General features: G+C 72.5%; 29 protein-coding genes. 15 read left to right on the top strand and 14 right to left on the bottom strand.

What is annotated here, in order from left to right:
• Nucleotides 1-25: 25 nt before the first annotated feature.
• The 5 genes from ABZ807_RS05770 to ABZ807_RS05790 form a co-directional block, all read right to left on the bottom strand.
• Nucleotides 26-466: a PPOX class F420-dependent oxidoreductase gene (locus ABZ807_RS05770; protein ID WP_357153379.1), complete on the bottom strand. Its 441-nt coding sequence runs from the start codon at nt 464-466 to the stop codon at nt 26-28.
• A 139-nt stretch (nt 467-605) separates the two neighbouring features.
• A complete protein-coding gene (locus ABZ807_RS05775) occupies nt 606-1,631 on the bottom strand; it encodes an aspartate-semialdehyde dehydrogenase (RefSeq protein ID WP_357153380.1) in 1,026 nt (341 codons plus the stop codon).
• 72 nt (nt 1,632-1,703) lie between these two features.
• Entirely contained in the window at nt 1,704-3,050 is a 1,347-nt protein-coding gene (locus ABZ807_RS05780; protein WP_357153382.1) for a pitrilysin family protein, read from the bottom strand.
• Nucleotides 3,047-4,339, bottom strand: a complete 1,293-nt coding sequence (locus ABZ807_RS05785) for a pitrilysin family protein (protein ID WP_357153384.1) — start codon at nt 4,337-4,339, stop codon at nt 3,047-3,049. The genes ABZ807_RS05780 and ABZ807_RS05785 overlap by 4 nt, the downstream gene beginning before the upstream one ends.
• A gap of 56 nt (nt 4,340-4,395) precedes the next feature.
• Nucleotides 4,396-4,611 carry a hypothetical protein gene (locus ABZ807_RS05790; RefSeq protein WP_357153385.1) on the bottom strand — a complete coding sequence of 72 codons (216 nt, stop codon included), beginning with the start codon at nt 4,609-4,611 and terminating at the stop codon, nt 4,396-4,398.
• A 361-nt stretch (nt 4,612-4,972) separates the two neighbouring features.
• On the opposite strand from ABZ807_RS05790, the gene ABZ807_RS05795 reads away from it, so the two are divergent.
• The 3 genes from ABZ807_RS05795 to ABZ807_RS05805 all read left to right on the top strand — a co-directional run bounded on the left by ABZ807_RS05795 (nt 4,973) and on the right by ABZ807_RS05805 (nt 6,616).
• Nucleotides 4,973-6,067 (top strand): 3-deoxy-7-phosphoheptulonate synthase, encoded by a 1,095-nt coding sequence (locus ABZ807_RS05795; RefSeq protein WP_357153387.1) that lies wholly within the window; start codon nt 4,973-4,975, stop codon nt 6,065-6,067.
• 67 nt (nt 6,068-6,134) lie between these two features.
• Nucleotides 6,135-6,383 carry a hypothetical protein gene (locus ABZ807_RS05800; RefSeq protein ID WP_357153389.1) on the top strand — a complete coding sequence of 83 codons (249 nt, stop codon included), beginning with the start codon at nt 6,135-6,137 and terminating at the stop codon, nt 6,381-6,383.
• A 23-nt stretch (nt 6,384-6,406) separates the two neighbouring features.
• On the top strand, nt 6,407-6,616 hold the full coding sequence (locus ABZ807_RS05805; protein ID WP_357153391.1) for a hypothetical protein: 210 nt from the start codon (nt 6,407-6,409) through the stop codon (nt 6,614-6,616).
• Between the two features lie 51 nt (nt 6,617-6,667).
• Here the strand turns inward: ABZ807_RS05805 and ABZ807_RS05810 are convergent, their stop codons facing one another.
• Genes ABZ807_RS05810 through ABZ807_RS05820 form a run of 3 tightly spaced genes read right to left on the bottom strand, consistent with a single transcriptional unit; the run spans nt 6,668 to nt 7,882 of the window.
• Nucleotides 6,668-7,228 (bottom strand): DUF1360 domain-containing protein, encoded by a 561-nt coding sequence (locus ABZ807_RS05810; protein ID WP_357153393.1) that lies wholly within the window; start codon nt 7,226-7,228, stop codon nt 6,668-6,670.
• A gap of 10 nt (nt 7,229-7,238) precedes the next feature.
• A complete protein-coding gene (locus tag ABZ807_RS05815) occupies nt 7,239-7,562 on the bottom strand; it encodes a hypothetical protein (protein ID WP_357153395.1) in 324 nt (107 codons plus the stop codon).
• Nucleotides 7,562-7,882, bottom strand: a complete 321-nt coding sequence (locus ABZ807_RS05820; protein ID WP_357153396.1) for a DUF6158 family protein — start codon at nt 7,880-7,882, stop codon at nt 7,562-7,564. Before ABZ807_RS05820 ends, ABZ807_RS05815 begins: the two co-directional genes overlap by 1 nt.
• A gap of 116 nt (nt 7,883-7,998) precedes the next feature.
• Here ABZ807_RS05820 and ABZ807_RS05825 point away from each other — a divergent pair, with 116 nt between their 5' ends.
• Together ABZ807_RS05825 and ABZ807_RS05830 are read left to right on the top strand one after the other, a co-directional pair.
• Entirely contained in the window at nt 7,999-8,403 is a 405-nt protein-coding gene (locus ABZ807_RS05825; RefSeq protein WP_357153714.1) for a hypothetical protein, read from the top strand.
• 25 nt (nt 8,404-8,428) lie between these two features.
• Nucleotides 8,429-8,758, top strand: coding sequence for a DUF3817 domain-containing protein (locus ABZ807_RS05830; protein WP_357153398.1), 330 nt, complete (start codon nt 8,429-8,431; stop codon nt 8,756-8,758).
• Between the two features lie 7 nt (nt 8,759-8,765).
• Here the strand turns inward: ABZ807_RS05830 and ABZ807_RS05835 are convergent, their stop codons facing one another.
• Nucleotides 8,766-9,281, bottom strand: a complete 516-nt coding sequence (locus tag ABZ807_RS05835) for a DUF6232 family protein (RefSeq protein ID WP_357153399.1) — start codon at nt 9,279-9,281, stop codon at nt 8,766-8,768.
• 489 nt (nt 9,282-9,770) lie between these two features.
• On the opposite strand from ABZ807_RS05835, the gene ABZ807_RS05840 reads away from it, so the two are divergent.
• Nucleotides 9,771-10,745 (top strand): NlpC/P60 family protein, encoded by a 975-nt coding sequence (locus tag ABZ807_RS05840; RefSeq protein WP_357153401.1) that lies wholly within the window; start codon nt 9,771-9,773, stop codon nt 10,743-10,745.
• 72 nt (nt 10,746-10,817) lie between these two features.
• Here the strand turns inward: ABZ807_RS05840 and ABZ807_RS05845 are convergent, their stop codons facing one another.
• From ABZ807_RS05845 to ABZ807_RS05855, 3 genes are all read right to left on the bottom strand, one after another.
• Nucleotides 10,818-11,807, bottom strand: a complete 990-nt coding sequence (locus ABZ807_RS05845; protein ID WP_357153716.1) for a sigma-70 family RNA polymerase sigma factor — start codon at nt 11,805-11,807, stop codon at nt 10,818-10,820.
• A 452-nt stretch (nt 11,808-12,259) separates the two neighbouring features.
• Nucleotides 12,260-13,207 carry an N-acetylmuramic acid 6-phosphate etherase gene (murQ, locus tag ABZ807_RS05850; protein ID WP_357153403.1) on the bottom strand — a complete coding sequence of 316 codons (948 nt, stop codon included), beginning with the start codon at nt 13,205-13,207 and terminating at the stop codon, nt 12,260-12,262.
• A complete protein-coding gene (locus tag ABZ807_RS05855; RefSeq protein ID WP_357153405.1) occupies nt 13,204-14,118 on the bottom strand; it encodes a MurR/RpiR family transcriptional regulator in 915 nt (304 codons plus the stop codon). Before ABZ807_RS05855 ends, murQ begins: the two co-directional genes overlap by 4 nt.
• Nucleotides 14,119-14,278: 160 nt before the next feature.
• Between ABZ807_RS05855 and ABZ807_RS05860 the strand changes: the two genes are divergently transcribed.
• Entirely contained in the window at nt 14,279-14,971 is a 693-nt protein-coding gene (locus tag ABZ807_RS05860) for an SDR family NAD(P)-dependent oxidoreductase (protein ID WP_357153407.1), read from the top strand.
• Here ABZ807_RS05860 and ABZ807_RS05865 read toward each other — a convergent pair.
• Entirely contained in the window at nt 14,956-15,696 is a 741-nt protein-coding gene (locus tag ABZ807_RS05865; RefSeq protein ID WP_357153409.1) for a dTMP kinase, read from the bottom strand. The two genes, ABZ807_RS05860 and ABZ807_RS05865, sit on opposite strands and share 16 nt — an antisense overlap.
• Here ABZ807_RS05865 and ABZ807_RS05870 point away from each other — a divergent pair.
• Genes ABZ807_RS05870 through ABZ807_RS05885 form a run of 4 tightly spaced genes read left to right on the top strand, consistent with a single transcriptional unit; the run spans nt 15,632 to nt 17,650 of the window.
• Nucleotides 15,632-16,462, top strand: a complete 831-nt coding sequence (locus ABZ807_RS05870) for a nucleotidyltransferase (protein ID WP_357153410.1) — start codon at nt 15,632-15,634, stop codon at nt 16,460-16,462. The two genes, ABZ807_RS05865 and ABZ807_RS05870, sit on opposite strands and share 65 nt — an antisense overlap.
• Nucleotides 16,459-16,725 (top strand): hypothetical protein, encoded by a 267-nt coding sequence (locus ABZ807_RS05875; protein ID WP_357153412.1) that lies wholly within the window; start codon nt 16,459-16,461, stop codon nt 16,723-16,725. The genes ABZ807_RS05870 and ABZ807_RS05875 overlap by 4 nt, the downstream gene beginning before the upstream one ends.
• Nucleotides 16,726-16,738: 13 nt before the next feature.
• Nucleotides 16,739-17,461: a metallophosphoesterase gene (locus ABZ807_RS05880; RefSeq protein WP_357153414.1), complete on the top strand. Its 723-nt coding sequence runs from the start codon at nt 16,739-16,741 to the stop codon at nt 17,459-17,461.
• A 45-nt stretch (nt 17,462-17,506) separates the two neighbouring features.
• Nucleotides 17,507-17,650 (top strand): GPGG-motif small membrane protein, encoded by a 144-nt coding sequence (locus tag ABZ807_RS05885; RefSeq protein WP_018786997.1) that lies wholly within the window; start codon nt 17,507-17,509, stop codon nt 17,648-17,650.
• Between the two features lie 130 nt (nt 17,651-17,780).
• Here ABZ807_RS05885 and ABZ807_RS05890 read toward each other — a convergent pair whose 3' ends face one another.
• Nucleotides 17,781-18,557, bottom strand: coding sequence for a peptidoglycan DD-metalloendopeptidase family protein (locus ABZ807_RS05890; protein WP_357153417.1), 777 nt, complete (start codon nt 18,555-18,557; stop codon nt 17,781-17,783).
• Between the two features lie 262 nt (nt 18,558-18,819).
• On the opposite strand from ABZ807_RS05890, the gene ABZ807_RS05895 reads away from it, so the two are divergent.
• From ABZ807_RS05895 to ABZ807_RS05910, 4 genes are all read left to right on the top strand, one after another.
• A complete protein-coding gene (locus ABZ807_RS05895; protein ID WP_357153419.1) occupies nt 18,820-20,160 on the top strand; it encodes an ABC transporter substrate-binding protein in 1,341 nt (446 codons plus the stop codon).
• 71 nt (nt 20,161-20,231) lie between these two features.
• Nucleotides 20,232-21,281: a sugar ABC transporter permease gene (locus ABZ807_RS05900; RefSeq protein WP_357153420.1), complete on the top strand. Its 1,050-nt coding sequence runs from the start codon at nt 20,232-20,234 to the stop codon at nt 21,279-21,281.
• A gap of 1 nt (nt 21,282) precedes the next feature.
• Nucleotides 21,283-22,245, top strand: coding sequence for a carbohydrate ABC transporter permease (locus tag ABZ807_RS05905; RefSeq protein WP_357153421.1), 963 nt, complete (start codon nt 21,283-21,285; stop codon nt 22,243-22,245).
• 66 nt (nt 22,246-22,311) lie between these two features.
• A complete protein-coding gene (locus ABZ807_RS05910) occupies nt 22,312-23,385 on the top strand; it encodes a LacI family DNA-binding transcriptional regulator (protein ID WP_357153423.1) in 1,074 nt (357 codons plus the stop codon).
• The last annotated feature ends 6 nt before the right edge of the window (nt 23,386-23,391 follow it).

A 23,391-nucleotide genomic window follows, 5' to 3' on the forward strand; every position in this document is an offset into this window, starting at 1 on the left:
TCGCGGCAGCGACCGGCGGGGGCGGTCAGCCGCGCGGTGGCATGCCGTAGACCCGCTCGACGTGCAGGCGCAGCACCAGCCGCCGCTCGGCGACCATGGCCGCGCGGAAGTCGTCCCAGTCGGGGTGTTCGCCCTGCACCGCCCGGTAGAGCCCGATCAGCTCCTCCACGGTCGGATCGTCCGCTCGCTGCGCCACCGGGGTCAGTTCGGCCCGCGCCTCCGCCACCGCGTACGCCCAGCCGTCCGCACTGCTCACGTGGAAGCTGGCCCAGGGGTCACGACGCAGGTTGGCGGTCTTGGCCCGTCCGTCGGTGACCGAGACCCGGATCAGCTCCCGTTCCCGGTCGAAGGCGTACACCACGTTGGACAGCTGCGGCCGCCCGTCCCGTTTGATGGTGGCGAGCACGCCGAGCCAGCGGCCGGCGATGAGTTCGGTCAGGTCCTGCCGGGTCCGTTCGTCCGTCATGGCGTCCTCCGCGTCAGCTGGTGCAGAAGCAGGTGTGCCCACGAGCGACATACCTGAGAGGCACAAATATGCCTGTCAGGTATGTCGCTCGCACCCGAATCGGCCGGCCCGACGCGACCCGCCCGGGGGACGGGCGGGCTCAGCGGAGTTCGGCGGCGACCAGCTCGGCGAGCTGCACCGCGTTCAGCGCGGCGCCCTTGCGCAGGTTGTCGTTGGAGCAGAACAGCGCCAGGCCGTGCTCGACGGTCTCGTCGGCGCGGATCCGGCCCACGTACGTCGGGTCCTGGCCGGCCGCCTCCAGCGGGGTGGGCACGTCGGCGAGGGCCACGCCGGGCGCGCCGTCGAGCAGCTCGCGGGCCCGCTGCGGGGTGACCGGCCGGGCGAAGCGGGCGTTGAGCTGGAGCGAGTGGCCGGTGAAGACGGGCACCCGGACGCAGGTGCCGGAGACCTTCAGCCCGGGGATCTCCAGGATCTTCCGGCTCTCGTTGCGCAGCTTCTGCTCCTCGTCGGTCTCGAAGGAGCCGTCGTCGACGATCGAGCCGGCGAGCGGGAGCACGTTGAAGGCGATCGGCCGGGCGAAGGAGCGCGGCGCGGGGAACTGCACGGCGGTGCCGTCGAAGGCGAGTGCGGCGGCGTCCTCGGCGACCTTGCGGACCTGCTCGTCCAGCTCGGCGACGCCGGCCAGGCCGGCCCCGGAGACCGCCTGGTACGTCGAGACGACCAGGCCGACCAGCTCCGCCTCGGAGTGCAGCGGGCGCAGCACCGGCATCGCGGCCATCGTGGTGCAGTTCGGGTTGGCGATGATGCCCTTCGGGCGTACGGCGGCGGCGTGCGGGTTGACCTCGGCGACCACCAGCGGCACCTCCGGGTCCATCCGGAACGCCGAGGAGTTGTCGATCACCACGGCGCCCGCGGCGGCGACCCGGGGGGCGAACTCCCTGGCGGTGCCCTTGCCCGCCGAGAAGAGCACGATGTCCAGCCCGGAATAGTCGGCGGTGGCCGCGTCCTCGACCGTCACCTCGCCGTCGCGCCAGGGCAGGGTCCGCCCGGCCGACCGGGCGGAGGCGAACAGCCGCACCTGCTCCGCCGGGAAGTCGCGCTCCGCCAGCACCTGCCGCATCACGCCACCGACCTGGCCGGTGGCCCCCACAATGCCGATCCTCATGCCCGCGAGGCTACCCAGGCCGCCGGTCCGGGCGGGAACGCTTTCCCACCGCCCGGACCGGATCCGGCCCGATCAGAGCGTGGCGTCGGTCACCTCGCCGAGCCCGGTCGCGATGAGTTCGTCGCGGATCACCGCCGCGTCGCCCTCCACCACCAGGGTCAGCGACTCCGGGTGCAGGTGGGCGGCGGCCGCGGCGGAGACCTGCGCCACGTCGGCGGCGAGCAGCGACTCGCGCAGCCGGGCGTGGTAGTCGTCCGGCAGGTCGTGCACCACCAGGGTGGTCAGCGCCGACGCGATCGCCCGCGGGCTCTGCAACTCCACCGACAGCTGGCCGGCCCGCCAGGAGCGGGCCACCGCCAGCTCGTCGGCGGTCACCCCGCCGGCCTGGGTACGGGAGATCTCCCCGACCGCCTCGACCAGGGCCGGCGCGGTCACCGCGGTCTGCACACCGGAGCTGACCGCGAACCGGCCGAACCGGCGGGACGAGGCGAAGTCGCCCCGGATGCCGTACGTGTAGCCGTGCACCTCCCGGATGAGGTGGTTGAGCCGGGAGGTGAACGCCCCGCCGAGCACCGTGCCGGCGAGCGTCATCGGCACGTGGTCCGGGTGAGCGCGGTGCGCCGACGGGTGCCCCAGCCGCAACGTGGACTGCACCGAGCCGGGCCGGTCCACCAGCAGGATCCGCCGCCCGGTGTGCAGCGGCACCTCGATCGGGCCGCCGCGCTCGACCGGGCCGCCGCCGGTGCCGGCGAACGCCGCCGCGGCGAGCCCGTCCAGGTCGAGGCGGTCCAGGTCACCGGCGACGATCAGCGTGCCGGGCCGGAGGAACCACTCGGAGTGGAAGACGGTGACGTCCTCGACGTCCAGCGCGGCCACCGAGTCCGGGTCGCCGTACATCGGGCGGCCCCACCGGTTCTCGGCGCCGAAGAGGTCGGCGCGGAGCACCGCGTCGGCGCGCGGCCCGGGGTTGGCCCAGTCCATCCGCAGCGCGGTCGCCTCGTCGTCGCGGACCCGGCGCACGTCGTCGGGGTCGAGCCGGGGCGTCCGGACCGCCTCGGCGAGCAGCTCCACCGCCGCGCTCAGCCGGCCCACCGGGACCTGGACGCTGACCTGGAAGGAGTCCCAGTCCAGCCCAGTCACCAGCTCGGTGCCGAGGCCCTCGACGGCCAGGGCGAAGGTGGTGGCGTCCCGCTGGGTGGTGCCCTCCTCCAGGGCCTTGGCCAGCACCCCGCCGAGCCCCTCCTTGCCGACCGGCTCGCGGCCGGCCCCCGCGTCGAGCAGCAGCACCGCGACGGCGAGGTTCTGCCCGGGCAGGTGCGCGGCGACCACCCGGCCGCCGGCGACGTCCCGCCGGACCACGGTCGGGAACCGGTACGGGCGGGGGGTGCCCGCGCCGGGACGGGCGGCGATCAGCGTCATGGGGTCTCCTCCGGCAGGTAGGTCAGGGTCACCCGGTCGTCGGCGCCGAGCAGCTCTGCGGCCAGCTCGGCGATCTGGTCGGCGGTCACCGCCAGCCAGGCCGGCAGCCGCTCGGCGGCCCGGGCCGGGTCGCCGAACTGGGTGGCGTACCGGCCGAGGGTGTCGGCCCGGCCGTCCACCGTGGACATCTGCCGCCACCAGGCGGTGCTCAGCAGCGCCTTGGCCCGGTCCAGCTCGGCGTGGGTCACCGGCACGGTGGCCAGCTCGTCGACCACCTCGGCGACGCCTGCGGCCAGCCGCTCGGCGCCCACCCCGGGGCGGGCGGTGGCGGTGACGATCAACGGCGCGGGGGCGTGCGCCAGGTCCACCCCGTACGCCCCGACCAGGTCCGGCTGGGCGATCCGTTCCCCGTCGGCGAGGCGCTGGTAGAGGCGGCTGCCCCGGCCGCTGCCGAGCACCGCGGCGAGCACGGTCGCCACGTCGTACCCGGGGGCGCCGAAGGGGTGGGTGCGGTGCGCGACGTACACGCGGGGCGCGGGGACGTCGCCGGTGACCGTCTCGACGGCGGCCCGGCCGGTGGCCGCGACGGTACGGCCGTCCGGCGCGGCGGGGATCTCCTCGCGGACGGGGATCGCGCCGAAGTACTTGTCGGCGAGCGCGAACACCTCGGCGGCGGCGGCGTCGCCGACGACGGTGAGCACGGCGTTGTGCGGCGCGTAGTAGGTCGTGTGGAACGCCTGGAAGGTGGCCAGGTCGGCGGCGTTCAGGTCGGCCATCGAGCCGATCGTCGCGTGGTGGTACGGGTGGCCGGGCGGATAGAGCAGCGGCAGCAGCCGCAGCCAGGCGTCGCCGTACGGCACGTTCTCGTAGCGCTGGCGGCGCTCGTTCTTGACCACCTCGCGCTGGTTGTCCAGCGTCTCCTGGGTGAGCGCGGGGACCAGGCCGCCCATCCGGTCGGCCTCCAGCCAGAGCGCCAGCTCCAGGTGCTCGGCCGGGACGGTCTCGAAGTAGTTCGTCCGGTCCGGGTTGGTGGTGGCGTTGAGCGAGCCGCCCGAGCCCTGGATCAGCTTCATGTGCTCGGTCTTGGCGACGTTGACCGAGCCCTCGAACATCAGGTGCTCGAAGAGGTGGGCGAAGCCGGTCTGGCCCGCCGGCTCGTGCCGGGAACCCACGTCGTACCAGAGGTTGACCGCCACCGCCGGGGCGGTACGGTCCTCGCTCACCACCACGCGCAGGCCGTTGTCCAGTCGGGTCGTCTCGATGGGCCAGGGGTAACCGCTGTCGGGCATGACCCGACGCTATCCGATCTCCGGGGCGGAAAGGGGACGTGCCGCGGGGCGGTCGATCAGTCGGGGGGCTCGCTCGGGGTCACGGTCTGATCGGACGTGCGATCCTCCAGCACCGTGTCCGGGGCGGCGTTCCGGTCCTCCTCCCGGATGTCGGACTCGGTGAGGATGGCGTCGGCCTGCGCCTGCGGGTTCTCGCTGCCGAGCGCCGCCTCCTCGGGCAGCAGGTGGGCACGGGACTCCACCCGTTCCTGGTCGCTCTGCTCGTGGCTCATGCCGAGTCTCATACCCCCCGATCCGCCCGGCACGCCCGCAAGATCGCGCCCGCTCGGGGCGATGCCGGGCGGCGCCGGACGTGCCGCGCCGGGGGCTCCGCCAGCGGCATCGACGAAGGCGAACGTCAGGCGACGCTTTCCGGACGACCCGGTGAGCCTCGCCGGTCCGGTCGGGTAGGCTTACCGGCGTGACGCGCTCGTATCGATGGTTCAGGCAGCCGGCTCCGCCGCCGGTGACCTCGCCATGAGCTGACGTCACCACGTTTTCGAGCCGGCCGGGCAGGAGCTTCCGCTCCTGCCCTTCTGCGTACGAGCAGCCGGCTCGACCCGGGCACCGGCCCCGGTCACGGTCGGCGGAAGGATGCCCACCGTGACCACTCCGGAGACCCGCGCGGTCATCGACCAGCGGATCGACCGCGTCGTGCCGTTGACCACCCCCGCCCTGCTCCTGCACGACCTGCCGCTGGACGCCCCGCTCGCCACGGCCGTGCTGGCCGGCCGGCGCGCGGTCGGCCGGGTACTGGATCGCGCCGACGACCGCCTGCTGGTGGTGGTCGGCCCGTGCTCGGTGCACGACCCGGCCGCGGCGCTGGACTACGCCCACCGGCTGCGCGAGGCCGCCGACCGGCACGCCGACGACCTGCTGGTGGTGATGCGGGTCTACTTCGAGAAGCCGCGTTCCACGGTGGGCTGGAAGGGCCTGATCAACGACCCGGCGCTGGACGGCTCCGGCGACGTCAACCGCGGCCTGCGGACCGCGCGGGCGCTCCTGCTCGACGTGCTGCGCCTCGGCCTGCCGGTGGGCTGCGAGTTCCTGGACCCGATCACCCCGCAGTACATCGCCGACACGGTGTCCTGGGGCGCGATCGGCGCCCGGACGGTGGAGAGCCAGGTGCACCGGCAGCTCGCCTCCGGGCTGTCCATGCCGATCGGCATGAAGAACCGCCCCGACGGCAGCATCGGCACGGCGGTGGACGCGATCCGGGCGGCCGGCGTGCCGCACGTCTTCCCCGGCATCGACGTCTCCGGCACCCCGGCGATCATGCACACCCGGGGCAACGCCGACGGGCACCTGGTGCTGCGCGGCGGCGGCGGCCGGCCGAACTACGACGCCGAGTCGGTGGCTGGCGCGCTGGACCTGCTGCGGGCCGCCGGCCTGCCCGAGCGGGTGGTGGTCGACGCCAGCCACGCCAACAGCGGCAAGGACCACCGCAACCAGCCGAAGGTGGCCGCCGACGTGGCCGGGCAGCTCACCGCCGGCCAGCGCGGCATCGTCGGCATCATGCTGGAGAGCTTCCTGCTCGACGGCCGCCAGGACCTGGACCCCACCCGGGAGCTGACCTACGGCCGGTCGGTCACCGACGCCTGCATCGGCTGGGACACCACCGCCGAGGTCCTGGACCACCTGGCCGCCGCCGTCCGTACCCGCCGCGCCACCCTCCCCGCCCCGGCCTGACCCACCCCACCTGCCCGATCGGTGGGGAGGGGGAGGGGTGTTGTTTGACCGGTTCGGGGGTGGGTAGGTGGGCGACGTGACCGATGACGTTCCCGTGATCGACGCGGCTGTCACCGACGAGCCGGACACCCGGCCCCTCGATGAGCTGCTCGACGACATCTACCACGGCCAGGAGCGGATCAGCCAGGCGGACATCTACCGCCGGGCCGTCGCCGCGGAACTTCCCGCGGCGTTGCTCACCCGGATCGCCGCGCTTCCCCAGGGTGAGTACGCGGTGGACGAGGCGGCGGACCTGCTCGGCGGTGCGGTCACCTGACGCCCCCCGCGAGAGGAGACGAGATGTCCGACCCCGAGGAGCACCACGACAAGCTGCCGGCGCTCGGCGAGCCCCCGGAGGGCGTGGACACGCTCCCCGAGCCGGACTTCGCCAACGAGCACGACCGCACCGCGGTCGACCGCGACGTGGTCACCGGCGAGGACTCCGACGAGCGGGAGCCGGAGGCGTCGCGCGGCTGGGCCGGGGAAAACCACGGCACCACCCCGACCTGACGAGGACGACGCGAAGGGGGCCGGCGCACCGCCGGCCCCCTCGCGTACGGGTCACTGCTCGTCGTGGTGGCCCGCGGCGGCCCGCTGCGCGACGGCGTACCCCATCTGGAGGAAGTCGGAGGCGGCGACCGCGGTCAGCGCGGTGGACACCAGCCGGGTCAGCCGGGGCGCCAGCACCAGGCCGCCGGTGAGGCCGGTGGCGACCCAGACGGCCAGGCAGAACGGGCAGCTCAGCAGCTCGCCGACGGCGTGCCTCATCCCGCTGCCCTGGTCGCGGACCTGCTCCATCACCTCGCCGCTGCCGATCGGGCGGTCGTAGCGGGTGAACGGGGCCCGCAACGGGCTGGTCACCGCGTCCTTGGAGAGCAGCCGGCTCAGCTTGTGCGTCGCGATGGAGAGCAGCACCACGTCGCCGGCGGCGGGCCGGTCCGGCACCGGCCGCCCGGTCGCCCGGACCAGGCCGGCCAGCGACGCGGTGACCGTGGCGTAGGTGCCCATCGCCGCGAGGTAGCCGCCCAGCGGCCGGTGCTCGTGCGGCGCGTACGCCTGGCGCAGCCGCGCCACCCGCTGCCTCAGGCCGCCCTGGGTCACCGGCATCTCCTTCTCCCTCATCAGGCTCCGCTCAACCAGCGGTCAGGTTGTCGGCCACCTCGCGGGCGAGGTTGGCCAGGGTCTCGTCGGCCAGGCCGTCGTCCCCACCGGTCAGGTCGAGCCGGACCCGGGCTCCTCCGGCGTCGGCCGCCTCCACCCGGATCTCGGCCGACCAGCCGGGGGCGGAGACGCTGCTCCACCGGGCCCGCAGTTCCTCGGCGGTGGCCTGCGGGCGCTCCCCGCCGTCCTGCCGCAGCGGGTCCGGCAACCAGGCCGAGGCCCGGTCCGGGTCGGTCGCGGTGTTGAACACCACCTCGGGCGGCGCGGACATACCCCGCTCGGCGTGCGTGGCCATCAGGCGTCCCGCAGCCGGCTCGGGTCGACCTCGCGCCCGGGGTGCCGGGCCAGGTACTCGGTCTCCAGCTCGGCGGTGCGGCGCAGGTGGTTGGCGAGCGCGGAGTCGGCCGCGTGCCGCAGGGTGTCCAGCCGGGTGCGGTGCAGGCTCTGCAGCTCCCGGATCAGGTCCTCGTCGCCCAACTCCGCCGGGTCCACCCCGACCAGCTCACCGTCGACGTCCGCGCCGGAGGCCGACGCGTCGCGGGCGAGGTCGCCGCCCCACTCGGTCATCCGCTGCTCCGGGCTGACGTCACCGGACTGGCGTACTGATTCGGTCATGTCGCCCCCTGGGCTCGTTTGAGCTGGCATCTAGACGGATGCCCAGACCGGGTGTCACCAAACCCTCCTACGACGCCACGGCGGAGATGCCGGGCCGTCCCGGTACGCTCGACGCCATGAAACGGCTCTGGACACCGGCGTGGATCGCCCGCCACGTGGCCCTGGTCGTGCTGGTCGTCGGGTTCCTGGCGCTGGGCTGGTGGCAGATCAGCCGGGCGGCCTCGGGCAACACGCTCAGCTGGGCGTACGCGGTGGAGTGGCCGATCTTCGCCGGCTTCGTGGTCTTCGTCTGGTGGCGTGAGGTCCAGCACACCCTGCGCGGCCCGGCCGCGACGCCAGAGGCGGTCACCGCCGGTGACGCCGCCCCGGGCCCGGCCGCCCTGGCGGTACGCCGCCCGGTGCGCGTGGCCCGGGTGCCGGCCACGGGCGACGTGCCGGACGCCGACCTGGCCGAGTACAACCGCTACCTGACATGGTTGAACGCCAATCCGGGCGCGAGGCCCGGTGACTATCCCGGCTGAGGCCGGTGCGGAAGGACGGAAGACGGTGGGCGGAGCCCTTACCCGGTACCGCGTGATCGCCTGGATCGTGGGCGTGGCGCTGGCCGTGCTGGTGCTGATCGGCATGCCGCTGAAGTACGCGTTCGACGAGCCGATCGTGGTGGCGGTCGTCGGCACCGCGCACGGCTGGCTCTACCTGCTCTACCTGGCCGCCACCTTCGACCTGGGCCGCCGGGTGAACTGGCCGCTCAAGCGGATGCTGCTGGTGATGCTCGCCGGCACGGTGCCGTTCGTGTCGTTCGTCGCCGAGCGCAGGGTGACCCGGGAGTTCGCGGCCCGGCAGCCCCGCACCCCGGAGCCGGTGGCCGCGGGCTAGGCACGCCTCAACGCTCCGGTCGCCAGCAGCCGGCCGTGCCGGCCGGGTCCTCCGCGTCGGGATACCGGTGCAGCTCCCGGGCGCGACCCAGCGCCCGGCTGACCTGGCCGAACTGCCGCTCGTCGTCGCTGCTGAACAACAGCACCTCGACGCCCCCGCAATGCCCCCACAGCTCGTACGCCGGCGGCCGCCAGCGGTCACCGGCCAGCACCAGCAGCACCGGCAGCAGGAACAGCACCCCCAGGGTCAGGTACGCCCCGGCGGTGAGCCGTTGCAGCCCGCCGGTGAACCCGAGCAGCACGCCGACGCCGGTGATCAGGGCGGCGGTCACCGCGACGGCGCGCACGGCCAGCCGGTCGTGCGGCCCCCGCGCGGTACGCAGGTGGGTGAGGTCGGCCACGGCGAAGGTGTTCCGGCCGACGGTGAACCGTTCGGTGGTCACCACGATTCCCGGTCGCGCGTAGAGCAGCTCTGTCCCGCGCGACGAGCGCGGCGGGCGGGTGGCGGAGCGGTCTGTCTGCACGGCGTCCTCCCAGGGGCCGGCGGTGCCGGCTCTCCCACCGTGCCGTGCCTGCTCACGACGGGATTCCCGGCTCCGGGCTCCATTCTGTTGCCGCCCCGCCAACCGCGTCGGGTCGGATTCCGGCCCTCGCCGCCGGGCACCCGTCCCGGGCTGCCCGTATGTGCCATCCGTTTCGGGTTTGTCCGGCGTCCGCACCACTCGCGCCGCGAGATCCGTCGAGAACGACGAATCCGGCGAAAGCCGTGAAGTGCAACTCACCAGCCGCGACCCACGTCACGCCACAGCAGTGTCACCGGACGTCACGCTGCGCAGCGGCCCTTCCTGCCCCTTTGCCAACTTTCGCCCCGGCTTCACCTGCACGCGACTCCCGTCCCGGGTTAGGTTGGGCGGGCCGGCACGGTCGGCCGCCATCCGTCCGGATGGCCCCAGGCCGGTGCCGCCGGGGGCGTCAGCATCCCCCGGCGGCCCGCAGAGAGGAGCCTTCCGCTCTTGTCGTCCCCACGGATGCTGGTGCGAACGCTCACGGTCGCCGGCCTCTCGGCCGCACTGATCGCCCCGTCCACGGTGGCTCAGGCCGAGCCGTCCGTGGCCGAGCTGACCGCACGGATCGAGAGGTCCTCGACCGAACTGGAACAGGTCGTCGAGTCGTACAACAAGCTCAACGAGGAGATCAAGGCCAACAAGGAGACCGCGGCCTCGCTGCACGCCCGGATCGGACCGCTCGAGGAGCAGGTCGCGCGGAGCCGGGCCGACGTCGGGGAGATGGCCGCGACCGCGTACAAGACCGGTGGCCTGCGGACCGCGCAGGCGCTGCTCGAACCGGGTGGGCCCGCGTCGCTGCTGGACCGGCTCACCACGATCGACCGGCTCACCCGGGAACGCCAGGACCGGATCGCCGACTTCACCACGAGCCAGCGGAAGCTGCTCGACGAGAAGACCCGGCTGGACGCGACGCTGGCCCGGGAGGTCGCGCAGGCCAGCAGCATCGCGAACACGAAGAAGAAGATCGAGCGCGACCTGGCCCGGCTCTACCAGCTGCGCCGGGAGGCGTACGGCCGGGCCACCGAGGCACCGGCCCCACGGCCGGCCGTCCGCTCCACCGACGCCGCGCCCGCCGTCTCCGGCAGCGCCGGGATCGCGGTGCGCTACGCGTACGGGGCGATCGGCAAGCCGTACGTCTGGGGCGCCGACGGCCCCGGCGGCTACGACTGTTCCGGGCTCACCCTGGCGGCCTGGCGGGCGGCGGGCAGGTCGCTGCCGCACAACGTCCGGATGCAGTGGGGCGCGGTGTCGCACATCGGCTGCGGCGACCTGCGACCCGGGGACCTGGTCTTCTACAGCGGCCTCGGGCACGTGGGCCTCTACGTCGGCGGTGGGCAGATCATCGACGCGCCCAGCGCCGGGCGCAACGTGCTGAAGCGGGACATGGACATCATGTCGATCCAGGGCTACGGCCGGGTCTGACCCCGACCCGGATACGGGAACGGCCGGCGTCCCCCTATCGGACGCCGGCCGTTCGCCGTCATTGTCACCGGGTCAGGCTGCCTGCAGCCCCTCGGCCCGAGCCAGCTCGCGGAGCCGGCCGAGGGCCTGGATCTCCAGCTGGCGGATCCGCTCCCGGGAGAGCGAGAACCGCGACGCGACCTCGGTGAGCGAGTGCTCCCGCCCGTCCTCGAGCCCGTACCGGGCCCGCATGATGCCGGCCGACCGGTCGTCGAGGTGGTTGAGCAGACCCTCGATGCGCTGCCGCTCCAGGCCGGTGAGGACGATCTCCTCCGGCGACGGGGCGTCGCTGTCGGCGACCAGGTCGCCGAGCTTGGTGTCGCCGTCGTCGCCGATCGGGGTGTCCAGCGACACCGTGTCCTGCGACCAGCGGACCAGCTCGTTGACCCGCTCGACGGTGACGCCGAGGGCCGCCGCGATCTGCTCCGGCTCCGGGTCGCTGCCCAACTCACGGGTGAGCTGCCGGGCCACGTTGCGCATCCGGTTGACGTCCTCGACCAGGTGCACCGGCAGCCGCACCGTGCGCTCCTGCTGGGCGATCGCCCGGCTGATGGCCTGGCGGATCCACCAGGTCGCGTAGGTGGAGAACTTGTAGCCACGCTCGTAGTCGAACTTCTCGACCGCGCGGACCAGACCGGTGTTGCCCTCCTGGATCAGATCCAGCATGGGCATCCCGGACCGGACGTAGCGCCGGGCGATGGAGACCACCAGCCGCAGGTTGGCCCGGATGAAGAGGTCCTTGGCCCGCTCGCCCTCGGCGACCACGCGCTCCAGGTCGTCCCGGTCGACGCCGTCGGGGACGCGGTCCTCGCCGAGCAGGTGCTGGGCGTAGAGGCCGGCCTCGATGGCCTTGGAGAGATCGACCTCCTTGGCGGCGTCCAGCAGCGGCGTCCGGGAGATCTCGTGCAGGTAGACGCCAACCAGGTCGCGCTCCTCGGCGACCTGATCGGTCCGCATGCCGATGTTCTTGTCCACGTTGCCCACGGTCCCCTCGCTCGCGCCGGTTGCCCGGTTCCTTGCCATCCCCACGTCCATCGGCCCTCCCCCGTAACCTCCGCTGTGCCCGTCGGTGCTGACACCTACACAACAGATGAGACGTGTCGGGGATTCCATGTCGTGAGTCGAAAGTGTCACGAATGCCTGAGTATCAGCTGAAAGCTCGGTCCACGTTTGCTGTCAGCACCCCGCTCGGCGCTCACCGACCCCACACCATGAACGGGCTGTCGGATCAGGGGAAATCGGCCTCCGCCCTGGGCAATCGCACCATTGCGACGCCAACGACGCAGCGACCCTCGTCACCGCCCGGCTGCGATCCTGGTCACTGCCAGACACGCGCCGGCGGACCGATCGGTTCAACCACGGGACATTGATTACCCCACCCCCCGGACAACAATCCGAGGCGTGCTGGACGTCCCCGTCCGCGACGTGTTCCGCGTCTCACCCGACCGGGCGGCGCCGCCGCCGGCGCACAGGGGTCAGGAGGCGAGCAGGGCGAGCGCGCCGCGAACCTGGTGCGCGCAGCGGTCCAGCGCCGCCCGGGCGGCGGACACCTCGGCCCCGGAGACCAGCGAGACCAGTGCGGTCTTGAGGTCGCCGTCGGCCTCGTGCAGGGCCCGCCGGGAGGTCTCCTCCGAGCGGCCGGTGGCCTCCATCAGGATCGAGATCATCCGGCCGCGCAGCTTGGCGTTGGTGGCCACCATGTCGATCATCAGGTTCGAGTAGACCCGGCCGAGGCGCACCATCACGGCCGTGGAGAAGGTGTTCAGCACCAGCTTCTGCGCGGTGCCCGCCTTCATCCGGGTCGAGCCGGTGACCACCTCCGGTCCGGTGTCGACCCCGATGAACACGTCGACCGAGGCGGCGGCCTCCGCCTCCGGGTTCGCGCAGAGAAGCACCGTCGCGGCGCCCCGCGCCCGGGCTGCGGCGAGCGCCCCGAGGACGTACGGGGTGCGTCCGCTGGCAGCCAGGCCGACGACCAGGTCACCCGGTCGTACGCACTCGGCCGCCTCCGCGGCGCCGCCCGGCTCGTCGTCCTCGGCGTCCTCGACGGCGCGCCACATCGCGTCCGGGCCGCCCGCCAGGTGGGCGCAGAACCAGCCCCGCGGGGAGTTGAAGGTGGGGGCCAGCTCGGCGGCGTCGAGCACCCCGAGCCGGCCGGAGGTGCCGGCGCCGAAGTAGTGCACGCGGTGCCCGCCGCGCAGGGCCGCCACGGCCAGGTCGACGGTCGCGGCGATCTCGCCGAGGACGGCCGCGACGGCGGCCGGCACCCGGCGGTCGGCGTCGTTGATGACGGTGAGCACGTCCCGGGTCGACATCAGGTCGAGGTCGGCGCTGTCCGGGTTGCGGCGCTCGGTCGGGGCGCCCACCCGGACCACCGGCCGGGTCGCGACCGCCTCGTCCGGCTCCACCCGGCCGGCGGTCACCCGCGCCTCCGCCCCGGGCCGACCCGGTGCGACTGGACCGCCTCGGCGGTCGCCTCCAGGGCCTTGCGGGCCCGGGCCCGGTTGCGCGCGGCCACCCCGACGAAGAGCACGTCGACGACGGTGAGCTGGGCGAGCCGGCTCGCCATCGCACCGGAACGGTAGGTCGTCTCGCGGGCCGCGGTGGTGAGCACGAAGTCGGCGACCTCGGTGATCGGCGAGCGGGGGAAGTTGGTCAGCGCGACGGTCGACGCGCCCCGCGCTCGGGCCTGCTCCAGCACCTCGATCACGTCGGAGGTGGTGCCGGTGTGTGAGATGCCCACCGCGACGTCCCCCTTGTCGAGCAGCGCGGCGGAGGTCAGCGCGGTGTGCACGTCGGGGAAGTAGAAGGCGGTGCGGCCGATGCGGTGCAGCTTCTGCTGGAAGTCCGAGGCGACGAAGCCGCTGGCCCCGGCGCCGTAGACGTCGATGCGGCCGGCGGCGGCGATGGCGTCCACCACCCGCTCGCAGACCGCCGGGTCGAGTTGCTCGGCGGTCTGCTCCACGGCCCGGGCATCGTTGAACGCGATGGTGGCGATGATCTGCGCCAGGTCCGCGCCGGGCGGGATGTCACCACCGACGACCCGGGCGTCCGGCGGCTCGACCCGGCGGGCGGCCTCGGCGGCGAGCCGGATCCGCAACTGAGGGTAACCGTCCATGCCGACCGACCGGCAGAACCGGATCACGGTGGCCTCGGAGGTCTCGGCGGTGGTGGCGAGATCGGTGATGGTCCGGCGCGCGGCGCCGGCCGGGTCGGAGACGACCAGCCGGGCCACCCGCTGCTCGGCGGGCGACAGCGAGGGGAGCAGGCCGCTGATGTGGACGATCAGCCCACCCGGCTCGTGACTCGCGGAAATCTTCGGACTCTTCGCCACGGATGAAACTTACTTTCATGAGCGGCGGCCCGTCAACCATCACCGCGCGTATCCGACAGAAGTATCCCCCGCAGCGGCAGAGTCCCGGCGGCCTGCGCGGTTACCGCCGGACGACACGACCGCTGCCCCCGCCGGTGACGACCACGCTACGGTGTCCCGCATGGTGGATCGCAGCGTGCTGGTCACCGGCGGGACGGGCGGACTCGGTGGGGCGGTCACCGCCGCCTTCGTCCAAGCAGGCTGGCGGGTGGTCGTACCGCAGCGGGGGAGCGCCACCCCGACGAGGCAGGCTTCGTCCGGCCCGGTCCGGGTGACCGCGGACCTGATGGACCCGACGGACGTCGCCCGGGCCGTGCGGGCCGCCGCCGACGACCCGGCCGCGCCGCTGCGCGCCGTGGTCAACCTGGTCGGCGGGTACGCCAGCGGCGGCCGGGTGCACGAGACCCCGGTCGAGGAGTTCGAGCGGATGCTGGCGATCAACCTGCGCCCCACCTATCTGGTCACCCAGGCGGCGCTGCCGCACCTGGTCGCGGCCGGCGGCGGCGCGGTGGTCTGCGTCTCGGCGCGGGCCGCGCTCGCGCCGTTCCCCGGGGCGGCCGGGTACGCCACCGCCAAGGCGGCCGTGCTCGCCTTCGCCAACGCGGTGGCGGTGGAGTACCGGGCCTCCGCCGTGCGCTGCAACACGGTGCTGCCGAGCGTGATCGACACCCCGGCGAACCGGGCCGCCCAACCGGACGCCGACCACCGCCGCTGGGTGACCCCGGCCGAGATCGCCCCGGTGGTCCGCTTCCTCGCCTCGGACGAGTCCGCGCCGACCAGCGGGGCGGCCGTCCCGGTCTACGGGCGGGCCTGAGCGGGTAGCCCATCCCGGATCGGTTCGGCTGCCGGCGGGCCGGGCGCCGACGCGTCGGGGGACGGCGCGTCGGGGGACGGCCGACCGGCCCCCGGCGGCAGCCAGGCCGCCAGGTGGGCGCGGATGCGCCGCTCCACCTCCTCCGGCGCGCCACCCGCGTCGACCACCACGAAGCTCTGGTACTCGGGCAGCGTGCGGTACGCGGAGTCGGCCGCGGTCAGCCAGCCCATCGTCTCGTGGTCCTCGCCGCGCCGCTCGATCCGCCGGTACGCCTCCGCCGGGTCCACCGTGAGCAGGAAGGTGACCTGCGGTGCCGGGAACACGCGGTAACCGGCCCGGGCCAGCCGCTCCCAGCGCTGCCCGCCGTGCGCCCGGATGCTGGCGTACTGGCAGGCGGAGTAGCGGTCCATGACGGCCGTGCGGCCGGTCACCAGGCAGCTCGCCAGCGCGGCGGCGATGGCCAGCCAGCGCAGCACCGACTCGACGGCGAGCACCCCGTTGCGCCCCACCAGGCGCTGCGCGTCGGGGCGTCCGAGCCGGTTGGCGAGGCGGCCGAGCCAGCGCCGGCCGCCGGCGTTGCGGTGGTAGGTGGCCGGCCGACCGACCGCGGTGAGCACGTCGGCGAGCCGGTGCGCCTGGGTGGTCTTGCCCGAGCCGTCGATGCCGATCAGGGCGACGCGGCGCAGTCGGGCCCTGCCGCCGGTCGCCCGCAGTGATCTGGCCACCCTGCAGAGATTATCCGACCCGCGCTCGCTCGCACGGATTTGCCCGGTTGATGACCCGGTGACCAGTCCCGCCCGTTGCCGAGGTGTGGGTGCCGGGCGAGCCGGGTACGCAACGTCATTTCCGACCGCCTGTCCACCTTCACGACGACGGGAGTACCAGATGGCCGAGCGCGGGGACGAGAGCCTGTTGCACACCCTCAAGCGGGTCGCCGCCGTGCTCAAGCAGAACGACATCCCCTTCGCCCTCGGCGGCAGCTTCGCCGTCTACGCGCACGGCGGCCACTCCAGTGAGCACGACGTGGACTTCCTGCTCCGCGAGGAGGACCTCGAGCGGTCGGTGGAGGCGCTGGTCGCCGAGGGCTTCACCGCCGAGCGCCCGCCGGAGGACTGGCTGGTGAAGGTCTACGACGAGGGGCGGATGGTGGACCTGATCCACCGGCCGATCGAGACCCCGGTGACCGAGGAGACCTTCGCCGACACGGTGGTGCGTCCGGTGGACGCCATCCACCTGCCGGTGCTGTCCGCGACCCGGCTGATGGTGCACAAGCTGCTCAGCTTCTCGCAGCACTACTGCGACTTCGCCCGCGGCCTGCCGCTGGCCCGCTCGCTCCGGGAACAGATCGACTGGGAACGGGTACGGAAGGAGACGCGGCACTCGCCGTACGCCGAGGCGTTCCTGGTGCTGCTGGACCGGCTCGACGTGGTCCCGTACTGCGGCACGCCCGTGCCATACGCCCGCACCCCCGAGGGAGAGGAGACACCGTGACCGAACATGGCGCCGGCCCGCCCGACGAGTACGTCGAGGCGGAGATCCACCGGCTGCTCGCCGAGGATCCGGACGTCGCCGAGCAGGGGATCACCGTGGTCCGCCGGGAGCGCGGCCTGGTCCTCTACGGCGAGGTGGAGAGCCCGCACCGACGGGAGGAGATCCTCCGCCGGGTCTCCGAGCGCTTCCCGGACGAGCCGATCACCAGCGACATCGGGGTGATCCGGACGCAGGCGCCGACCCAGGTCGAGGAGCTGCCGTGAGGGGGGCCCGACGATGATCCGGATCGCCGCGGTCGGCGACGTGCACGTGGACGAGGACGTGGTCGGCCGGTTCCGGCCGGCCCTGGAGGAGCTGCCGGACTGCGCCGACGTGCTGCTGCTCGCCGGGGACCTGACCCGGCACGGCACCGAGGCCGAGGCGCGCTGCGTGGCCCGGGAGTTCGGCGGGCTCGGGGTCCCGGTGATCACCGTGCTCGGCAACCACGACCACCAGTGCGACGAGGTGCCGCAGGTGGTCAAGGCGCTGGCGGACGTGGGGATCACCGTGCTGGAGGGGACGGGCATGGTGGTGGAGTGCGCCGGCGGCCGGCTCGGCGTGGCCGGGGTCAAGGGCTTCGGCGGCGGCTTCGCCGGTCGGTGCGCCAGCGACTTCGGCGAGCCGGAGATGAAGGCGTTCGTCCACACCACCAACGAGAGCGCGGACGCGCTGGGCAGGGCGCTGCGCGGGCTGGACTGCGACCGGCTGGTCGCGCTGACCCACTACTCCCCCGTGCCGGACACCCTCGCCGGTGAGCCGCTGGAGATCTACCCGTTCCTCGGGTCGTACCAGCTGGGTCAGGCGATCGACTCGGCGCCGACCGCGCTGGCCCTGCACGGGCACGCCCACGCGGGCACCGAGCGGGGCACCACCCCGGGCGGGGTACGCGTGCGCAACGTCGCGCACCCGGTGATCAAGCAGGCGTACAGCATCTTCCACCTGGGAGATCAACTCGAGTGATCGTCCCTGGTTTCCCGAATCAGTGGGCCGGGTACTTCAGCCGCCATGGAGCTGATTCTCTGGATTCTCGCAGTCGTACTCGTGGTCGCCGGCATCCTCGCGCTGTTCCGCCGGCAGATCCTGTGGGGCATCGTCCTCATCGTGGTCGGCCTGCTGGTCGGCCCGGGTGGCGTCAGCATCTTCAGTTGACGCTGATTCACATCACCGGACCCGCCGGGGTCGTCGCTTCCGGTATCTCCGTCCTCCCAGACCGAGATCCGGAATCGACGAGATCCGGAATCGACGACCCCGGCGCTGCGCTGTCCGTCGCGTCGCCGTATCAGCAGCGCGGCACGTTCGGAATCCACCCGGTGTAGCCGGTGTAGACGTACGCGTCGGAGACGTACCGGCCGGAGCCGATCCGGTCCCAGACCGAACTGGTCCCGTACGTGCCGGTGACCGTGGTGCCGGTGGTCTGGCACTGAATGGTGACCGTGGCGCCGTCGGCGACCGAGCCGACCGCGGCGTAGCTGGTGCCCGGGCCGGAGCGGACGGTCAGGTCGGCGCCGGCGGTGTTCACCGTCCCCGTCGCGGTGCCGCCGGAGCAGGCGTTGTCGCTGGTGTAGCTCTTGGTGCCCCAGTAGAGCGCCAACGCGCCGTTGAACCGGACCTGGATGTCGCTGCCGTTCAGCCGCTGCTCGTAGTGCAGGTGCGGCCCGCTGGAGCCGCCGGTGCTGCCGACCCAGCCGATCACCTTGCCGTAGCCGACGGTCTGGCCGACCGAGACGTTGAAGCCGTTGAGGTGGGCGTAGTAGGTGGTGTAGCCGCCGCCGTGGTCGATCCGGACGTACTTGCCGTAGCTGGTGCCGCCGAGGTCGGTGACCCGGTCGACGGTGCCGGAGGCACTGGCCACCACCGGGTCGCCGAGGTCGTCGGTGCGGTTGAAGTCGATCGCGTACGCCGGGCTGTGGTCGGATCGGGTCTGCCCCGACCAGGACTGGCCGCAGGGGAACGGCACCTTGAAGCTCGGCGCCGCCATCGCCGGGCTCGCCGGGGCCACCAGGGCCACCGCGGCGAGCAGCGCAATCGCGGCCAGGCTCCACCACCGTCTATGCATCGAGCACCTCCCATGTCGAGATTCTTCAATCAGCTGGGCATAGCGTGGCAGAAACCTCCATCGATGGGAAGTGGCACGGAGCGCAGGTCGCCGTCATCGCGCGGGAACGCAACCCACGGCCGGTGGGCGGGTTTCGGGATTGTTACCGGGCCGTGTCCGGCAAGGGGTGGACCGTAGGTGATGCAAGCGCTTGCATGTGGAGACGACCATCGGACCGGCGCGGGTTCGATTCCTCCACGCGCCGGCAAGGAAGGAGAACGGCATGGCGTTTGCCAGATCACGCCAGGCTCTCGCGATCGCCGGCGTACTGGGGCTGGCGCTCGGCGTCACCGCCTGCGGCACCGGCAACGACAAGAAGAGCAGCAAGGCGAGCTCCCCCGAGTGCGCCGCATACGAGAAGTACCAGGGCCACGACGGCAAGAAGGTCACCATCTACTCGTCCATCCGGGACATCGAGGCCGACCGCCTCGCGCAGTCCTGGAAGCAGTTCGCGGACTGCACCGGCATCAAGGTCGACCACGAGGGCTCGCCCGAGTTCGAGGCCCAGCTCCCCGTCCGGGTCGACGGCGGCAACGCCCCCGACCTGGCCTTCATCCCGCAGCCCGGCCTGCTCAAGCGGTTCGTCGACAGTGGCAAGCTGAAGCCGGTCGGCGCCGACACCAAGGCCATGGCCGAGGCCAACTACTCCCCCGACTGGCTGAAGTACAGCACCGTCAACGGCCAGTTCTACGGCGCTCCCCTGGGCTCGAACGTGAAGTCGTTCGTCTGGTACTCGCCGAAGACCTTCAAGGAGAAGGGCTGGACCGTCCCCACCACCTGGGACGAGCTGATCAAGCTCAGCGACACGATCGCGGCGAGCGGCACCAAGCCGTGGTGCGCCGGCATCGAGTCCGGTGAGGCCACCGGTTGGCCGGCCACCGACTGGATCGAGGACCTGATGCTGCGGACGCAGACCCCCGAGGTCTACGACCAGTGGACCAACCACGAGATCCCGTTCAACGACCCGAAGGTCGCCGAGGCCGTCGACAAGGCCGGCACCATCCTGAAGAACGAGAAGTACGTCAACGGCGGCTTCGGCGGCGTCAAGAGCATCGCCACCACCGCCTTCGGCGAGGCCGGTCTGCCGATCACCGAGGGCAAGTGCGCCCTGCACCGCCAGGCGTCCTTCTACGCCAACCAGTGGCCGAAGGGCACCAAGGTGGCCGAGGACGGCGACGTCTTCGCCTTCTACTTCCCGGCCGTCGACCCGGCCAAGGGCAAGCCGGTGCTGGGCGGCGGCGAGTTCGTCGCGGCCTTCGCCGACCGCCCCGAGATCCAGGCGGTACAGACCTACCTGGCCTCCGGCGAGTACGCCAACAGCCGCGCCAAGATCGGCGACTGGGTGTCGGCGAACAAGAAGCTCGACCTGGCCAACGTGCCGAACCCGGTGGACAAGCTCTCCGTCGGCATCCTCCAGGACCCGAAGACGGTCTTCCGCTTCGACGGCTCGGACCTGATGCCGGCCGCGGTCGGCGCGGGCACCTTCTGGAAGGGCATGGTCGACTGGATCAACGGCAAGGACACCGCGACGGTGCTCAAGGGCATCGAGGGCAGCTGGAAGTGATCTGAGGCGGGTGGTCCGGTCCGCGGCGCGGACCGGACCACCCGCCGAACCCGAACCCTTGAGGAGGGTCGATGGAGTTCGACTTCGCTGAGGAACAGCCCAAGTTCCTCATGCTGATGTACGGGCTGATCGCTTTCGTCGCGGTGGTGGGCAGTCTGCTCCTGCTCCTCGACGTGGTGCCAGCCTGGTTCGCCCGCCGTCGGGAGACGCGCCTGGTGGCGGCGGCCGCCAGCGGCGCCCCACTCCCCCGCCGTACCAAGCCCCGGGAAGGGTTCTTCGCGCTCTTCTTCCTGCTGCCGACGGTGTTGCTGCTCACCGTCGGGCTGGTCGTGCCGGCGATCCGCACCACGCTGCTCTCCTTCATGGACGGCGGCAGCAACGACTGGGTGGGCTTCGACAACTACGTCTGGATGTTCTCCGAGGACTCGATCTTCCGGGTTCTGCTCAACACGCTGGTCTGGGTGATCCTGGTCCCGCTGATCGCCACCTCGTTCGGGCTGCTGTACGCCGTGATGGTGGACAGGGCCCGGTTCGAGGTGGTCGCCAAGTCGCTGATCTTCCTGCCGATGGGGATCTCGTTCGTCGGCGCCAGCATCATCTGGAAGTTCGTCTACGCCTACCGGGGCGACGGCCAGGAGCAGATCGGCCTGCTCAACCAGATCGTGGTCAGCCTCGGCGGCGAACCGAAGCAGTGGCTGCTGGAGTCGCCGCTGAACACCCTGCTGCTGATCGTGATCATGGTGTGGATCCAGGCCGGCTTCGCCATGGTGGTGCTCTCCGCCGCGATCAAGGCGATCCCGGCGGACATCGTGGAGGCCGCCCGCCTCGACGGGGTCACCCCCTGGCAGATGTTCTGGCGGATCACCATGCCGAGCATCCGGCCCGCGCTGATCGTGGTGGTGGTGACGCTGTCGATCGCCACGCTCAAGGTCTTCGACATCGTCCGGACCGCGACCAACGGCAACTACGACACCAACGTGATCGCCACCGAGATGTACAACCAGGCGTTCCGGTACGGCCAGAACGGGCAGGGCTCGGCACTGGCGGTCTTCCTGTTCATCCTGGTGGTACCGCTCGTGATCTACCAGATCCGCAACCTGCGTCAGCAGCGGGAGGGCTGAGATGACCACCGCCACGCCCACGGTCCCGGCCGGCACCCGGGCCACCGGGAAGACCAGCACCGCCGGACGCGTCCGCAAGCGGCTGAACAGCCGTACCGCCACGCTGGTCTCGGTCGTCATCGCGCTGCTCTGGACGATCCCGACCTTCGGCCTCCTCGTGTCCTCGGTCCGCCCGGAGAACGAGATCAAGACCACGGGTTGGTGGACGTTCTTCACCAACCCGCAGTTCACCCTGGAGAACTACCAGGAGGTGCTCTTCGGCAGCTCGTCCTCCTCGGGTCAGCTCGCCAGCTACTTCATCAACTCGCTGGCCATCACCATCCCCTCGGTGCTGTTCCCGCTCGCCTTCGCCTCGCTCGCCGCGTACGCGCTGGCCTGGATCAACTTCAGGGGCCGGGACTGGCTCTACATCGCGATCTTCGCGTTGCAGATCGTCCCGCTGCAGATGGCCCTCGTGCCGCTGCTGAAGTTCTTCTCCACCGGGGTCACCGTCGCCGGCGTCACCCTGATGCCGGCCTGGGACCTGGTGGACGAGCAGAAGTTCGCCCAGGTGTGGTTCGCGCACACCTGCTTCGCGCTGCCCTTCGCGGTGTTCCTGCTGCACAACTTCATCGCGCAACTGCCCAGGGACCTGATGGAGGCGGCCCGGGTCGACGGGGCCACCCACCCCAAGATCTTCCGAACCATCGTCCTGCCGCTGATCACCCCGGCCCTGGCGGCCTTCGGCATCTTCCAGTTCCTCTGGGTCTGGAACGACCTGCTGGTCGCGCTGATCTTCGCCGGGGGCGGCAACGAGACCGCCCCGCTGACCGTCCGGCTGGCCGAGATGGCCGGCACCCGGGGCAACGAGTGGCAGCGGCTGACCGCGGGCGCGTTCGTCTCGATCGTCGTACCGATGATCGTGTTCCTGTCCCTGCAGCGCTACTTCGTGCGCGGCCTGCTCGCCGGCAGCGTCAAGGGCTGAGGCCTGGCACCGCCGCCGCCCGAGTGCCGGGCGGCGGCGGTCTCGGCCACGGAGCAGGGGAACACCGTGACCAGGATTGATGATGTCGCCCGGCTCGCCGGGGTCTCGACCGCCACCGTCTCCCGGGCGTTGCGCGGCCTGCCGATGGTCTCAGCGGCGACCCGCCGCCGGGTGCTCGCCGCCGCCGAGCAGTTGCAGTACGCCGTCTCGCCGAGCGCCTCGCGGCTGGCTGGCGGCCGGACCGGGACGGTGGCCGTGGTGGTCCCGCGGATCACCCGCTGGTTCTTCGGCACCGTCGTCGAGGCGGTCGAGGAATTCCTCCACCAGTCCGGGTACGACCTGCTCCTGCACAACCTGGGCGGGCGGGAGCAGATCCGGCAGCGGGTGCTGCGTACCGCCGACCTGCACAAGCGCGTCGACGGCATCATGCTGGTCGCCACGCCGCTGCGGCCGGCCGACCTGACCGCGCTGGCCGCGCTGGACCTGCCCGGGATCACCGTCAGCTCCGGCACCGTGGTGCCCGGCTGGCCCTGCGTCCGGATCGACGATGTCGCCACCGCCCGCACCGCCACCCGGCACCTGCTCGACCTGGGACACCGCCGGATCGCCCACATCTCCGGCGACCCGGACGACGAGCTGGCCTTCACCACCCACCTGGACCGGCGCCGGGGCTACCAGGAGGCGCTGCGGGCGGCCGGCATCCGCCCCGACCCCAGCCTGGACGTCGAGTCGCAGTTCACCATCGACGGCGGCAACCGGGCCACCGCCGAGCTGCTCTCCCGGGGCGAACCGCCGACCGCGATCTTCGCCGCCTGCGACGAGATGGCGATGGGCGCGATCGCCGCGCTGCGCGACGCCGGGCTGCGGGTGCCGCAGGACGTCAGCGTGATCGGCGTCGACGACCACGACCTGGCCAGCGTGCTCGGGCTCAGCACCATCGCCCAGCCCGCCGCCGAGCAGGGCCTGCTCGCCGCCCGGCTGCTGCTCGACCCGCTCGGCACCCGCACCACCGACCCGTACGCCGGCCGGCTCCCCGACCAGCCCCCGGCCGGCGGTCCGGGCGGCACGCCGACACCCCCGGTGATCCTGCCCACTCGGCTGATCGTGCGTGAATCGACCGCGCCGCCGCGGGCAGACTGAACGGAC

This window comes from Micromonospora sp. NPDC047548 (genome assembly GCF_040642975.1).
In the GTDB taxonomy this organism is placed as follows: domain Bacteria; phylum Actinomycetota; class Actinomycetes; order Mycobacteriales; family Micromonosporaceae; genus Micromonospora.